Source organism: Paraburkholderia sp. (genome assembly GCF_004298475.1).
In the GTDB taxonomy this organism is placed as follows: Bacteria; Pseudomonadota; Gammaproteobacteria; order Burkholderiales; family Burkholderiaceae; genus Paraburkholderia; species Paraburkholderia denitrificans.
In genome coordinates this window covers 186169-200068 of sequence record NZ_SCRP01000034.1, presented here as the reverse complement: position 1 = coordinate 200068, position 13900 = coordinate 186169, and the positions used below count along the sequence as shown (strand labels likewise).

The window sequence follows — 13900 nt, the reverse complement described above, 5'->3', positions numbered from 1 at the left end:
CGATCACGCAATGCGGGTGCGCAGGCGTGTGTGCTGGTGCGTTGCCCCCGTGACTGTCAGGGCTCCCCGACGTTGCTGTGCCGTGTGGTTTAGAATCGACACATCACATTACCCGCGCCTTGCCTTGTGCATTGCGCCCGACCGCACTTAGCCATGTCATACAAGACCATTGAAGACACGATCGGCAACACGCCGCTCGTACAGCTTGTCCGCCTCCCGGACGATGAAATCCGCGCCCGCAACAACGTCGTCCTCGCCAAGCTCGAAGGCAACAATCCGGCGGGCTCGGTGAAGGACCGTCCGGCGCTCTCGATGATCCGCAAGGCCGAAGAGCGCGGTCGCATCAAGCCGGGCGACACGCTGATCGAAGCGACGAGCGGCAACACGGGCATCGCGCTCGCAATGGCCGCCGCGGTGCGCGGCTACAAGATGGTGCTGATCATGCCCGAGGATCTCTCGGTGGAGCGCCGCCAGAGCATGTCGGCCTACGGCGCGGAGATCCTGCTCACGCCCGTGAAGGGCGGCATGGAATACGCTCGCGATCTGGCCGATCAGATGCAGCGCGACGGCAAGGGCATCATCCTCGACCAGTTCGCGAACCCGGACAATCCGCTCGCGCATTACGAGGGCACCGGTCCCGAAATCTGGCGCGACACGGAGGGCCGCATCACGCACTTCGTTTCGTCGATGGGCACGACCGGCACGATCATGGGCGTGTCGCAGTATCTGAAGGAGCAGAATCAGGCGATCGAGATCGTCGGCGCGCAGCCGGAAGAGGGCTCGCGCATTCCGGGCATCCGCAAGTGGCCCGAGGCGTATATGCCGAAGATCTTCGACCGCAGCCGCGTCGACCGCGTCGAGAACGTGAGCCAGGGTGCAGCCGAAACGATGGCGCGCCGCCTCGCTTCAGTCGAAGGCATTTTCGCGGGGATTTCGTCGGGCGGCGCGTGCGAAGTGGCGATGCGCCTTGCGCGTCAACTGGAGAACGCGACGATCGTGTTCATCGTCTGTGATCGCGGCGACCGCTATCTCTCGACGGGCGTGTTCCCGGCCTGATGTGCGGCGCGGCGTGCGGGTAGCGGCGTAGCGATTGCTGCCCGTGCCCAACGCCGCGCGTGATGTGAAGTGTGAAGCGCAGTGAAGCGCGGCGAGGCGAGGCGGCTCTCCGCCGCCTTTCGAGCCGCCCTTACTGCCGGCCCGCGCCCGGTACTGTTGCGGGCTTCGGTGCGTTCCCGCCATTCACAGGCTTAGCAGACCCGTTCCCGATCCCCTGTACCGCACCTGCGCTGTTAGCTGCACCGTTACGCGGGTCGATACCATTCCCGGTTCCAGTCCCGTTATCCGGCTGCGCCGCCAGCATCTGCGCCTTCACGCGCTGCCCCAACTGATACACCGCGAGCGCATAGAAGAAACTGCGGTTATAGCGCGTGATCACATAGAAGTTCTTCAGGCCGAGCATGTACTCGGTGGCGCGCCCCGGCGTCGGCAGATCGATCACCGTGACGGGCGTGCCCGCTTCGGTTGCGATGTCCAGATCCGGCTCGTTCAGCTCGAGCCCTGAGCGCAGCAACTGTTCCAGCGGCCAGCGCGGAGTCGGTTGACCATCGGCGGCGGCCTGCGCAATGCCCTGGCTGCCCGGGTCGGCGGCGATCTTCCACACCACCGGGCGGCCCGTCTCCCAGCCGTTCGATTTCAGATAGTTCGCGACACTGCCGATCGCATCGGCCTTGCTTGCGCGCAAATCGATGTGATTGTTGCCCTCGAAATCGACTGCGTACTGCACGATACTGCTCGGCAGGAACTGCGGAATGCCGATTGCGCCCGTGTACGAGCCGAGCACCGACGACGGGTCGATCTGCGCATCGCGCGTCCACACCAGATAGTCTTCGAGATTCTTGCGGAAGGTCGCTTCGCGGTCGGCGCGGTTCGGCGTGTTCGGGTAGTCGAAGGCGAGCGTCGTGAGCGCGTCGAGCACGCGGAAGTTGCCCATGTAGCGCCCGTAGATCGTCTCGACGCCGATGATGCCGACGATCACCTCCGGCGGCACGCCGAACTGATCCGCCGCGCGCTGCAGCGTGGCCTGGTTTTCGCGCCAGAATTTCACGCCCGCGTTGATGCGCACCGGATCGAGAAAGCGCGCCTGGTACGCGCGCCAGTTCTTGATGCTGGGCGTGGGCGACGGCGTGACGAGCTTGACTGCCGTCGCCGAATAGCTTGCGCTTGCGAACAGCGCATGCAGCGCGTTCGGGTCGAAGTCGTAGCGGGCGACCATGTCGTTGATGAACGCATCGACGTTCGGATTGTTCGCATAACGCTGCGGGACGATTTCCTCTTCGAACGTCTGTCCCTGCGATGCCGGCGTCTGCGGCTGTGCCTGCGCGACGGTGAGCTGCGGGTGCTGCAACGTCTGCGCCTGTGCCGCGCCGCCCGCGAGCGGCAATGCAGTACTGAATGCAAGGGCAAAAAGCGTGGCAAGCGTGGTTCGCAGGCGGCCGGAGGCAGACAGAGCGGACTTGAGCGTCATGGGAAGCGGGGTGGTCGGAGCGAGGGTAGAGGATCCGGGGCAGTATACCCGAGCGCCTTGAAGGAAACAGCGGGGAAAGAGCGCGGAAAGAGCGCGGAAACAGCAGGGAAGCGCTGTATTTCCGGCAATCGCGGCGCTGTCATGAAAGGCCGCTGTGGTAACGTGTTGGCTGTTCGCGCGCAATCTGGCGCACCCCGAGCATGGAGACACGGCGACGCGCACGCCGCGGTACATATAACGATGACAACCGGTTTTTTCTCGCACCCCGACTGTCTGCTGCACGAAATGGGCGAATGGCATCCTGAATGTCCGGCTCGCCTGCAGGCCATCGAAGATCAACTGATTGCGAGCCGTATCGACGTGCTGTTCGAGCGCGACGAATCCGCACCGCTCGCAGACGAAGCCGCGCTATTGCGCGTGCATACGCAGGCGCATATCGACTTCGTGCGCAAGTCCTCCCCAATCGAAGGCTATGCCGAGATCGACCCGGATACGTCGATGAATCCGCACACGTGGCAGGCGGCGTTGCGCGCCGCGGGCGCTGCGATGGCCGCCACCGACGCCGTGATCGCGGGCCGCTACGAGAATGCGTTTTGCAGCATCCGGCCGCCGGGACATCACGCCGAGCCCGATCGTGCGATGGGTTTTTGCTTCTTCAACAACATTGCCGTCGCGGTGCGCCATGCGCTGGAAGTGCACGGTCTCTCGCGTGTTGCGATCATCGACTTTGACGTGCATCACGGAAACGGCACGGAAGCGGCATTCGTGGGCGAGTCGCGCGTACTGATGTGCAGCTTCTTCCAGCACCCGTTCTATCCGTTCTCGGGCGCTGACGAGGTGCGGCCGAACATGGTCAACATCCCGCTGGCGGCGCGCACGAAGGGCATGGACGTGCGCGAGGCCATCGATCTGCTGTGGCTGCCGCGACTGCACGCATTCAAGCCGGAGATGATATTCATCTCGGCGGGTTTCGATGCGCACCGCGAGGACGATCTCGGCAATATGGGTCTCGTCGAGGACGACTTCGGGTGGATCACCGACCAGTTGCGCATGATTGCGGAGCGCTATGCGAAGGGCCGTATCGTGAGCTGCCTCGAAGGCGGCTACAACCTCTCGGCGCTCGGCCGCAGCGTAGTCGCGCATCTGCGCGCGCTCGCCGATCTCTGATCGCGCGGCACCGCGTGGTAGCTCGCGGCACCGCGCGGCATCTTGGGTTGCCGTGCCGCGCAGGCGCGTTGCGCGAATCGCGCTGCACGCAGCGTATGCCGTCGTCCGGTGAACGCGCGAAAAATACAATCGACATTCAAGGAGACACGACATGAACGCGCACCCGTCCTCGGCGGCCACGAACGGCGCCGATCTGCCGCTCGTCGAACTGACGCACGATGCTTACGGCGTGCCCGGCGTCGTGCTGCTCACGCTCAATCGCCCCGATGCGTTCAATGCGCTCTCCGAAGCGCTCATCGACGCGCTGCAGGAACAACTGAGCGCGCTTGCGTCGTCGGCGGCGCGCGTCGTCGTGATTGCGGGCGCGGGGCGCGCGTTCTGTGCGGGACACGACCTCAGGGAAATGCGCGCGGCGCCGTCGCACGACTACTACACGCGACTCTTCGCGCGCTGCTCGAAGATGATGCTGACGATCCAGAAGATGCCGCAGCCGGTGATCGCGCGCGTGCACGGTGTCGCGACCGCAGCGGGCTGCCAGCTCGTCGCGATGTGCGACCTCGCCGTTGCTGCCGATACGGCGCGCTTCGCCGTGTCGGGCATCAACCTGGGCCTGTTCTGCTCGACGCCCGCCGTGCCGCTCACGCGCAACGTCTCGCGCAAGGCGGCGTTCGAGATGCTGATGACAGGCGAGTTCATCGATGCGGCGACCGCGCAGCGCGAGGGCCTCGTGAACCGCGTGGCCACCGCGGACGAACTCGATGCCACCGTGAGCGCGCTCGCGAAGAGCATCTGTGCCAAGTCGCGCGAGGCCGTCGAGGCGGGCAAGGGGCTCTTTTACCGGCAGCTCGAAATGGGCATCGAGGCCGCGTATCAACTGGCCGGTCAGACGATGGCCTGCAACATGATGACCGACCCTGCGCTCGACGGCGTACAGGCGTTTATCGAGCGGCGCGGGCGCTGATCCAGCCAATCGTCAGAAGATTCTCAGCAGATCGTGGCCGCACGCGCCTGCTGCGGGTTTCTCATGCTTCCCTGTTATGAAAATATCGGAATTGATTATTAAAAGGGATTTTGCGGGCCAGGGTAAAATCGCGGACTGAATTCAGACCAGCAACGGCGGCTGTCTGCCAGCGCACGACGATTCCGGCGAGTCCACGCGATTCGCCCGGACATCGACAGCGCGCGGCACGCCCGCCGTTTTGTTTTTTCCATGATCGAAATACGCAATGTGTCGCAACGTTTTGCCGGGCCAACGGGCTGGGTCGAGGCGCTGCACAACGTCAATCTGACGGTTCCGCCGGGCGAAGTGTTCGGCATCATCGGGCGCAGTGGTGCGGGCAAGAGCACGCTCGTGCGCACCATCAACCTGCTCACGCGGCCCACCGAAGGCGACATCGTCGTCAACGGCCGCACGCTCACGTCGCTCGCGCCCGCCGCCCTGCGCGAGGCGCGACGTGAGATCGGCATGATCTTCCAGCACTTCAATCTGCTCTCGTCGCGCACCGTGTTCGACAACGTCGCGCTGCCGCTCGAACTCGCGGGCATGAAGCACGCGCAGATCGAAGAGGCGGTGCTGCCGCTGCTCGAACTCGTCGGGCTCGCCGCGCAGAAGGACCGCTATCCGTCGCAGATCAGCGGCGGGCAGAAGCAGCGCGTCGGCATCGCGCGCGCGCTCGCGAGCAAGCCGAAGGTGTTGCTCTCCGATGAAGCGACCTCCGCGCTCGACCCCGAAACGACCCGCTCAATCCTCGACTTGTTGCGCAAGATCAATCGCGAGCTGAATCTGACGATCGTGATGATCACGCACCAGATGGAAGTGATCAAACAGGTTTGCGACCGCGTGGCCGTGCTCGAAGCGGGCCGCGTCGTGGAGACGGGGCCGGTCATCGACGTATTCCTGCAGCCGCGCCACGAAGTCACGCGCGCGCTGCTCGGCGACGTCATCGCGCAGGAGCTGCCGCCCGCACTCAAGGCGCGCGTGGCCGAGCGCCTCACGAAAGGCCGCGGCCATCTGCTGCGGCTGGCGTTCACGGACACAGGCGTCGACCAGCCCGTGCTTTCGGAGACGATCCGCCGCTTCGAACTCGATTTCACGATCCTGCACGGCCAGATCGACGAGATCCAGGGGCGCCCGTTCGGCTCGCTCGCGGTGCTCGCGGGCGGCGATCCGGTCAAGGTGGCGCAGGCGATGAACTGGCTGCGCGAGCAGGGCGTTGTGGTGGAGGAACTGTCCCATGTTGAGTGAAATGTTCGACATGTTTGTCCAGTCGTTCTGGGAGACGCTCGTGATGGTGGGCATCTCGGGCGTCGTCGGCGCGGCTGCCGGCCTGCCGCTCGGCGTGCTGCTCTATCTCACCGATCGCGACGGCGTGCTGCAAAACCTCGCCGTGAACCGCGTGATGGGCGTGATCGTCAACGCCGTGCGCTCGACGCCGTTCATCATCCTGCTCGTCGCCGTGATTCCGTTTACGCGCCTCGTGGTGGGCTCGTCGATCGGCACGGCCGCCGCGGTCGTGCCGCTCACGATTGCGGCTGCGCCGTTTATCGCGCGCCTCGTCGAAACGGCGCTGCGCGAAGTCGACCGCGGCCTCATCGAAGCCGCGCTCGCCATGGGCGCGAGCACGCGCCAGATCGTCTTCAAGGTGCTGCTGCCCGAGGCGCTGCCGGGCGTCGTCGCGGGCCTGACGATCACGTTTATTTCGCTCGTCGGCTATTCGGCGATGGCGGGCGCGATCGGCGGCGGCGGGCTCGGCGACCTTGGCATTCGCTACGGCTACCAGCGCTTCGAACCGGAAGTGATGCTGATCGTCGTCGTGATCCTGATCGTGTTCGTGCAGCTCGTGCAGTCGTTCGGCGACTGGCTCGTGCGGCGGCTGAGCCACAAGTAATCGGCCGCTCCCCATAAAAACAACACGAGACGAAGATCGGGCAGGCAATAGCGGGTCCGGCGGCGCGGCGAGCGCCGCCGGATGATGGGGCGGCATGATGGAGCGTCTTGCTGGGGGGGCTACCGGACCCGGTTTTAGAGATAGTTAGAGATAACAATCGGGATCCGGGCTTGAAGCCCGGGTTTTTTTCGGCTTAAAATCGCACGATCGTTCGCTGCTGTCGACCCAGGGCGCAGAAGCGGTTGTTCGTGAAAAGTGCCGGCGGTAGTCGCGCGCGTCAGGGCGCTCGCTATAATGTCCGCCAGGTTGACGTATTCGTAACTTCGGAGCATGTGAATGAAAGTCCTTGTGCCAGTCAAGCGCGTAGTCGATTACAACGTGAAAGTCCGCGTGAAGTCGGACGGCACGGGCGTCGATATCGCGAATGTGAAGATGTCGATGAACCCGTTCGATGAAATCGCCGTGGAAGAGGCGGTGCGTCTGAAAGAAGCGGGTGTCGCAACCGAAGTGATCGCCGTGTCGTGCGGCGTCGCGCAGGCGCAGGAAACGCTGCGTACGGCGCTCGCGATTGGCGCGGATCGCGCGATCCTCGTCGAATCCAATGAAGACCTGCAGCCGCTCGCCGTGGCGAAGCTCCTGAAGGCGCTGGTCGACAAGGAACAGCCGCAGCTCGTGATCCTCGGCAAGCAGGCCATCGACGACGATTCGAACCAGACCGGCCAGATGCTCGCCGCGCTCGCGAACCTGCCGCAGGCGACGTTCGCCTCGAAGGTTGTTGTCGCCGATGGCAAGGCCACGGTGTCGCGCGAAGTGGACGGCGGCGCGGAAACGCTGTCGCTGAAGCTCCCGGCGGTGATCACCACCGACCTGCGCCTGAACGAGCCGCGCTACGTCACGCTGCCGAACATCATGAAGGCCAAGAAGAAGCCGCTTGAGACCGTCAAGCCGGAAGACCTCGGCGTGGACGTCGCACCGCGCCTGAAGACCCTGAAAGTGGTCGAGCCGCCCAAGCGCAGCGCCGGCGTGAAGGTGCCGGACGTGAAGACGCTGGTCGAGAAGCTGAAGACCGAAGCCAAGGTGCTGTAAGGGTTCAAGGAGATTACGAAATGACGGTTCTGGTTATTGCCGAACATGACAATGCGTCCGTGAAGGCCGCAACGCTGAACACGGTCGCTGCTGCCCAAAAGATCGGCGGCGACGTGCACGTGCTGGTCGCGGGTCACAACGCGCAGGGCGCAGCGGAAGCCGCTGCAAAGATCGCGGGCGTCGCGAAAGTGCTGCTGGCCGATGCGCCGCAGCTCGAAGCGGGCCTTGCTGAAAACGTCGAGGCGACGGTGCTTGCTATCGCAACGAACTACTCGCACATCCTGGCGCCCGCCACGGCCGCGGGCAAGAACGTCGCGCCGCGCATCGCCGCGAAGCTCGACGTCGCGCAGATCAGCGATATCACCGCAGTCGATAGCGCCGACACGTTCGAGCGTCCGATCTACGCGGGCAACGCAATCGCGACGGTTCAGTCGGCCGATCCCATCAAGGTCATCACGGTTCGCATGACGGCGTTCGATGCGGTCGCAGCCGAAGGCGGCAGCGCAGCGGTCGAGAAGCTCGAAGCCGCAGCCGACAGCGGCCTCACGCAATTCGTCAGCCGCGAAGTCACGAAGCTCGACCGTCCGGAACTCACGAGCGCGGCCATCATCGTCTCGGGCGGCCGCGGTCTTGGCAGCGGCGAGAACTACACGAAGATCCTCGAACCGCTCGCCGACAAGCTCAATGCAGCGCTCGGCGCCTCGCGCGCGGCGGTGGACGCGGGCTACGTGCCGAACGACTACCAGGTCGGCCAGACCGGCAAGATCGTCGCGCCGCAGTTGTACATCGCGGTGGGCATCTCGGGTGCGATCCAGCATCTCGCGGGCATGAAGGACTCGAAGGTCATCGTCGCGATCAACAAGGACGAAGAAGCGCCGATTTTCAGCGTCGCCGATTACGGCCTTGTGGGCGATCTGTTCACGCTCGTGCCGGAGCTGGTCAAGGAACTCGGCTGATCGTCGGCGCTAAATGGTGCAAAGTGTGTTGAGCGCAAGGCATCGGGCATAACAGGAAGGGGCGCTGCGGCGCCCCTTTTTTTACGCCGTTCGCAAACAGTGGAGAGAGGAGACCAACATGTACAACGCGCCGACGAGCGACATGCTGTTCGTGATGAAGCACCTGGCGGGCCTTGACGAAATCGCGGCGCTGCCGGGCTACGAAGAGGCGACGCCGGAAACGGTCCGGGCCGTGCTCGAAGAGTCGTCGAAGCTGTGTGGTGAAGTGCTCGCGCCGCTGAATGTCGAAGGCGACCGCAACCCGAGCCGCTGGGACAACGGCAAGGTGAGCGCGACGCCGGGCTTCGCCGACGCGTTCCGCCAGTTCGTCGCGGGCGGCTGGCAGGGCGTGAAGCATCCGCACGAATACGAAGGCCAGGGGCTGCCGAAGCTGGTGGCGACACCGTGCGTCGAGATGCTCAACGCGTCGAACCTCTCGTTCGCACTGTGCCCGCTCCTGACCGACGGCGCGATCGAAGCGCTGCTCACGGCCGGCACCGAAGAACAGAAACAGCGCTACGTGCCGCGCCTGATTTCCGGCGACTGGACCGGCACGATGAATCTCACGGAGCCGCAGGCCGGTTCCGATCTCGCGGCGGTGCGCACGCGCGCCGAGCCGCAGGGCGATGGCACGTATCGACTCTTCGGCACGAAGATCTTCATTACGTGGGGCGAGCACGACATGGCCGAAAACATCGTCCATCTGGTGCTCGCGCGCACGCCGGACGCGCCCGCGGGCGTCAAGGGCATCTCGCTCTTCATCGTGCCGAAGTTCCTCGTGAACGACGACGGCTCGCTCGGTGCGCGCAACGACGTGCATTGCGTCTCGATCGAGCACAAGCTCGGCATCAAGGCGAGTCCCACGGCCGTGCTGCAGTTCGGCGATCACGGCGGCGCGATTGGCCAGCTCATCGGCGAGGAGAATCGCGGTCTCGAATACATGTTCATCATGATGAACGCCGCGCGTTTTGCGGTGGGCATGCAGGGCGTTGCCATGTCGGATCGCGCGTACCAGAAGGCCGCCGCCTACGCGAAGGAGCGCGTGCAGAGCCGTCCCGTCGATGGATCGTCGAAAGAGGCCGTCACCATCATCCATCACCCGGACGTGCGCCGCATGCTCTCGACGATGCGCGCGCTCACCGAGGCGTCGCGCGCGCTCGCGTACGTCGCGGCGGCGCAGAGCGACCTCGCGCACGGCCATCCCGATGCCGCCGTGCGCGCGCAGCACGAGGCGCGCTACGAATACCTCGTGCCGATCGTGAAGGGCTGGAGCACCGAACTCTCGGTGGAGGTGGCGAGCCTCGGCGTGCAGGTGCACGGCGGCATGGGTTTCATCGAGGAAACGGGCGCCGCGCAGTTCTATCGCGATGCGCGCATCCTGCCGATCTACGAAGGCACGACGGCGATCCAGGCCAACGACCTCATCGGGCGCAAGACGCTGCGTGACGGCGGGGCGGCGGCGAGGGCGCTGATTGCCGACGTCGCGCTGACGGTCGCCGCGCTCGGCGAGCAGGACGGCACGCCGTTCAAGTCGATGCAAAAGCATCTCGCGGCGGGGCAACAGGCGCTGGCGTCGGTGGTGGACTACGTGCTCGCGAATGCGAAGCGCGATCCGAACGCGGTGTTCGCGGGCAGCGTGCCGTATTTGCTGCTGGCGGGCATCGTGCTGGGCGGCTGGCAGATGGCGCGCGCGATGCTCGCATCGGCGCGTCTGAAGGCGGCGGATCCCGCGTTTCATGGCGCGAAGATCGCGACCGCGCAGTTCTATGCCGAGCATGTGCTGCCGCAGGCCGTGGCGCTCGAAACGGCAATCGTCAGCGCGAAGGGCGACGAGGGCGTGCTGGCGCTGTCGGCGGATCAGTTCTGAGCGCGATGCGCGTCGCGACAGACGCCGCAATGAAAACCGGCGCCACTTCTTGCGAAGGGCGCCGGTTTTATACGTGCCGTGGAGCGGCTGCTACGTGATGAGCAGGTTATGCGTAAGCGGGGCGGCCCGAGCCTTGCGTGTCGCCGAGGTAGCGATGCACGGAGAGGTCGTCGGCGCGGATCGCCGGCTGCTTGCCCGAGATGAGATCGGAGAGCAGCTGGCCCGAACCGCACGACATCGTCCAGCCGAGCGTGCCGTGGCCCGTGTTCAGGAACAGGTTCGACAGCGGCGTGCGGCCCACCACCGGCGTGCCGTCCGGCGTCATCGGGCGCAGGCCGGTCCAGAAGGTGGCTTCGGTCGTGTCGCCGCCGCCCGGGAACAGGTCGTTCACGCACATTTCGAGCGTGGCGCGGCGCTTTTCGCGCAGCGTCTTGTCGAAGCCGACGATCTCGGCCATGCCGCCCACGCGGATGCGGTCGTCGAAACGCGTGATCGCAATCTTGTAGGTTTCGTCGAGCACGGTCGATACCGGCGCCTTGTCGGCGTTGACGATCGGCGTGGTGATCGAGTAGCCCTTGAGCGGATAGACGGGGATCTTCACGAGGTTCGCGAGCATCTTCGTCGAGTACGAGCCGAGCGCGACCACATAGGCGTCCGCGCGCACGAGTTCGTTGCCGCACTGCACGCCCGCGATGCGGTCGCCCGTGACGGCGAGACCGTCGATCGGCGTGTTGTAGCGGAATTTCACGCCGAGTTTCTCGGCCATCGCGGCGAGCTTCGTCGTGAACATCTGGCAGTCGCCGGTTTCGTCGCCGGGCAGGCGCAGGCCGCCCGTCAGCTTGTGCGACACCGCGCCGAGCGCCGGTTCGGCGCGCTGGAGTTCGCCGGCCGTGAGCAGCTCGTAGGGGACGTTCGCTTCCTTGAGGACGGCGATGTCCTTCGCCGCGCCGTCGAATTGCTGCTGCGTGCGAAACACCTGGAGCGTGCCGCCCGTGCGGCCTTCGTACTGGATGCCGGTGTCGGCGCGCAGCGCCTGCAGGCAGTCGCGGCTGTATTCGGCGAGGCGAACCATGCGGCCCTTGTTGAGCGCATAGCGCTCGGCCGAGCAGTTCATCAGCATCTGCCACATCCACTGAAGCTGGAATTTCGTGCCGTCGAGGCGAATGGCGAGCGGCGCATGCTCCTGGAACATCCACTTGACCGCCTTGAGCGGAATACCCGGCGCGGCCCACGGCGCGGCATAGCCCGGCGAGATCTGGCCCGCGTTGGCGAAGCTGGTGTCGAGTGCGGGGCCCTCTTCGCGGTCGATGACGGTGACCTCGTGGCCCGCACGCGCGAGATACCACGCACTGGTCACGCCGACCACACCACTGCCCAAGACGACAACTCGCATAGCTGCTCCGATTCGATTGTTGATGCCACGCCGTCTGTGCGCCCGCGCAGGTCCGTCACCGCCCTGGAGGCCCGCAGGATGCGGGAAACAGGAAAAAATACGGTTTGAACGGAGTGGCTAGTAATAACAGCTATGTTATTGTTGGATGTCTAGATTTTGTTATTGTATTTTTGAGATATTCAGGAAAAAAACATGAGAACGCAGCGCCAACCGGTCCGTGCGCTCGACCGGCTCGATCACCGCATCCTCAAGCTGCTCCAGGAGGACGGCCGTATGGCCATGAAGGACCTCGCCGAGCAGGTCGGACTCTCGGTTACGCCCTGCATCGAACGGGTCAAGCGCATGGAGCGCGATGGCGTCATCACGGGCTACTACGCGCGCGTGAATCCGGCGGTGCTGGGTGCGGCGCTGCTGGTGTTCGTCGAGATCACGCTCGACCATAAAAGCGGCAACATGTTCGAGAAATTCCGCCGCGAGGTGCAGAAGATCCCCGAGGTGCTCGAATGCCATCTGGTCTCGGGCGACTTCGACTATCTGATCAAGGCGCGCATCGGCGAGATGGCCGACTACCGCAAGCTGCTCGGCGACATCCTGTTGCAGTTGCCCGGCGCCGTGCAGTCGAAGAGCTACGTCGTGATGGAAGAGGTCAAGGAGACGCTGATGATCGCCGTTCCCGAGTAAAGACGCTCCGGCGGCTCCGGCGCTCCGGGTTTCGGGACGGGAAATGCCCTCTTTTTCGGGCTCGACAAAGCGGCCATGTACTGTATATTTGTACAGTACATGGCCGCTTTTTTTCGTTTCGAATTTTCCCCGTGAATATTCCCGACCACGATCGCCGCGACGATCCCGACGCATGGCAACCCGTCGCGCCGCCCGCGCCGAGGAAGGGGCGCGGCGCGGTCACGAACCTCCAGGGGCGCTACGAAGCGGATCAGCGCGAGGCGTTCGACGACGGCTGGCTGCAACCTTCCGACGGCCCGCATGACGGCGCGCCCGCGCTCTTTACGCAAGTCTTCGAGGAGCGGGCGAAAACCATCCTCACGCGCAACCAGTCGCCGGATCTTCCGTTCAACGTATCGCTCAATCCCTATCGCGGCTGCGAGCACGGCTGCATCTACTGCTTTGCGCGGCCCACGCACAGCTATCTGGGGCTGTCGCCGGGGCTCGACTTCGAAAGCCGCCTCTACGCGAAGGTCAACGCGAGCGAACTGCTCGTGCGCGAGCTATCGAAGCCGTCCTACGAACCCGAACCCATCGCGCTCGGCGTCAATACCGACGCGTGGCAGCCCGTCGAGCGCGACTTGCGCATCACGCGCGGCGTGATCGAGGTGCTGGCCGAACGGCAGCATCCGTTCGCGGCGATCACGAAATCGTCGCTGATCGAGCGCGATCTCGACCTGCTCGCGCCGATGGCGCAGCGGCGGCAATTCATGGCGGCGATCACGATCACGACGCTCGACTCGGAGATCGCCCGCACGCTGGAGCCGCGTGCCGCAGCGCCCGCGCGGCGTCTGCGCACGATCCGTACGCTGGCCGAGGCGGGCATTCCGGTCGGCGTGAGCATCGCGCCGGTGATTCCGTTCGTCACCGAGCCCGATATGGAACGGGTGCTCGAAGCCTGCGCCGAGGCGGGCGCGACGAGCGCGAGCTATATCGTGCTGCGTCTGCCGTGGGAAGTTGCGCCGCTGTTCCAGCAATGGCTTGCCGCGCACTTTCCGCAGCGCGCCGGGCGCGTGATGAACCGCGTGCGCGACATGCGCGGCGGCAAGGACTACGACGCGTCGTTCTCGCAACGCATGAAGGGCGCCGGGCTCTGGTCCGATCTGCTCAAGCAGCGCTTTCGCCAGGCCGTGAAGCGACTCGGGCTGAACGAGCGGCAACACGGCATCCTCGATATGTCGGCATTCGTCGGCGCGAAGTCTGCGTGCGAGAAGCCGCAGCTCGATCTGTTCTAGCGTGTGTGTCTGCGTGTCTGCGTGT

At 64.9% G+C, this 13900-nt stretch carries 12 protein-coding genes; 10 read left to right on the top strand and 2 right to left on the bottom strand.

From position 1 onward, the window contains the following. The first annotated feature begins 153 nt into the window (after positions 1 to 153). The gene (cysM, locus tag EPN59_RS17710) at positions 154 to 1056 is read left to right on the top strand and encodes a cysteine synthase CysM (RefSeq protein ID WP_293034063.1); all 903 of its coding nucleotides are present in this window, start codon (positions 154 to 156) and stop codon (positions 1054 to 1056) included. 130 nt (positions 1057 to 1186) lie between these two features. Here the strand turns inward: cysM and mltB are convergent, their stop codons facing one another. Continuing rightward, on the bottom strand, positions 1187 to 2524 hold the full coding sequence (gene mltB, locus EPN59_RS17705) for a lytic murein transglycosylase B (protein WP_293034064.1): 1338 nt from the start codon (positions 2522 to 2524) through the stop codon (positions 1187 to 1189). A gap of 240 nt (positions 2525 to 2764) precedes the next feature. Here mltB and EPN59_RS17700 point away from each other — a divergent pair, with 240 nt between their 5' ends. The 7 genes from EPN59_RS17700 to EPN59_RS17670 all read left to right on the top strand — a co-directional run bounded on the left by EPN59_RS17700 (position 2765) and on the right by EPN59_RS17670 (position 10527). After that, positions 2765 to 3691: a histone deacetylase family protein gene (locus EPN59_RS17700; RefSeq protein WP_293034065.1), complete on the top strand. Its 927-nt coding sequence runs from the start codon at positions 2765 to 2767 to the stop codon at positions 3689 to 3691. A gap of 151 nt (positions 3692 to 3842) precedes the next feature. Next, positions 3843 to 4652: an enoyl-CoA hydratase gene (locus tag EPN59_RS17695; RefSeq protein ID WP_293034066.1), complete on the top strand. Its 810-nt coding sequence runs from the start codon at positions 3843 to 3845 to the stop codon at positions 4650 to 4652. A 249-nt stretch (positions 4653 to 4901) separates the two neighbouring features. Continuing rightward, positions 4902 to 5936 (top strand): methionine ABC transporter ATP-binding protein, encoded by a 1035-nt coding sequence (locus tag EPN59_RS17690; protein WP_293034067.1) that lies wholly within the window; start codon positions 4902 to 4904, stop codon positions 5934 to 5936. Beyond that, complete coding sequence (locus EPN59_RS17685) at positions 5926 to 6579, top strand: methionine ABC transporter permease (protein WP_293034068.1); 654 nt, start codon at positions 5926 to 5928, stop codon at positions 6577 to 6579. The genes EPN59_RS17690 and EPN59_RS17685 overlap by 11 nt, the downstream gene beginning before the upstream one ends. Positions 6580 to 6915: 336 nt before the next feature. Next, positions 6916 to 7665: an electron transfer flavoprotein subunit beta/FixA family protein gene (locus tag EPN59_RS17680; RefSeq protein WP_293034069.1), complete on the top strand. Its 750-nt coding sequence runs from the start codon at positions 6916 to 6918 to the stop codon at positions 7663 to 7665. A gap of 20 nt (positions 7666 to 7685) precedes the next feature. Beyond that, positions 7686 to 8621 (top strand): electron transfer flavoprotein subunit alpha/FixB family protein, encoded by a 936-nt coding sequence (locus EPN59_RS17675; RefSeq protein WP_293034070.1) that lies wholly within the window; start codon positions 7686 to 7688, stop codon positions 8619 to 8621. Positions 8622 to 8739: 118 nt separating this feature from the next. Then, positions 8740 to 10527, top strand: a complete 1788-nt coding sequence (locus EPN59_RS17670; RefSeq protein WP_293034071.1) for an acyl-CoA dehydrogenase — start codon at positions 8740 to 8742, stop codon at positions 10525 to 10527. 106 nt (positions 10528 to 10633) lie between these two features. On the opposite strand, the gene EPN59_RS17665 is transcribed toward EPN59_RS17670, so the two are convergent. Further along, the gene (locus EPN59_RS17665) at positions 10634 to 11920 is read right to left on the bottom strand and encodes a D-amino acid dehydrogenase (protein WP_293034072.1); all 1287 of its coding nucleotides are present in this window, start codon (positions 11918 to 11920) and stop codon (positions 10634 to 10636) included. A gap of 192 nt (positions 11921 to 12112) precedes the next feature. Between EPN59_RS17665 and EPN59_RS17660 the strand changes: the two genes are divergently transcribed. Both EPN59_RS17660 and EPN59_RS17655 read left to right on the top strand, forming a co-directional pair. Continuing rightward, on the top strand, positions 12113 to 12601 hold the full coding sequence (locus tag EPN59_RS17660; protein ID WP_293034526.1) for an Lrp/AsnC ligand binding domain-containing protein: 489 nt from the start codon (positions 12113 to 12115) through the stop codon (positions 12599 to 12601). Positions 12602 to 12738: 137 nt separating this feature from the next. Then, entirely contained in the window at positions 12739 to 13875 is a 1137-nt protein-coding gene (locus tag EPN59_RS17655; protein WP_293034528.1) for a PA0069 family radical SAM protein, read from the top strand. The last annotated feature ends 25 nt before the right edge of the window (positions 13876 to 13900 follow it).

What these genes read in the sequence shown, in the direction of transcription:
- EPN59_RS17665 (WP_293034072.1), bottom strand. Translation starts at nt 11,920, where the DNA reads ATGCGAGTTGTCGTCTTGGGCAGTGGTGTGGTCGGCGTGACCAGTGCG.
- EPN59_RS17700 (WP_293034065.1), top strand. Translation starts at nt 2,765, where the DNA reads ATGACAACCGGTTTTTTCTCGCACCCCGACTGTCTGCTGCACGAAATG.
- cysM (WP_293034063.1), top strand. Translation starts at nt 154, where the DNA reads ATGTCATACAAGACCATTGAAGACACGATCGGCAACACGCCGCTCGTA.
- EPN59_RS17685 (WP_293034068.1), top strand. Translation starts at nt 5,926, where the DNA reads ATGTTGAGTGAAATGTTCGACATGTTTGTCCAGTCGTTCTGGGAGACG.
- EPN59_RS17695 (WP_293034066.1), top strand. Translation starts at nt 3,843, where the DNA reads ATGAACGCGCACCCGTCCTCGGCGGCCACGAACGGCGCCGATCTGCCG.
- EPN59_RS17670 (WP_293034071.1), top strand. Translation starts at nt 8,740, where the DNA reads ATGTACAACGCGCCGACGAGCGACATGCTGTTCGTGATGAAGCACCTG.
- EPN59_RS17690 (WP_293034067.1), top strand. Translation starts at nt 4,902, where the DNA reads ATGATCGAAATACGCAATGTGTCGCAACGTTTTGCCGGGCCAACGGGC.
- mltB (WP_293034064.1), bottom strand. Translation starts at nt 2,524, where the DNA reads ATGACGCTCAAGTCCGCTCTGTCTGCCTCCGGCCGCCTGCGAACCACG.
- EPN59_RS17680 (WP_293034069.1), top strand. Translation starts at nt 6,916, where the DNA reads ATGAAAGTCCTTGTGCCAGTCAAGCGCGTAGTCGATTACAACGTGAAA.
- EPN59_RS17675 (WP_293034070.1), top strand. Translation starts at nt 7,686, where the DNA reads ATGACGGTTCTGGTTATTGCCGAACATGACAATGCGTCCGTGAAGGCC.
- EPN59_RS17660 (WP_293034526.1), top strand. Translation starts at nt 12,113, where the DNA reads ATGAGAACGCAGCGCCAACCGGTCCGTGCGCTCGACCGGCTCGATCAC.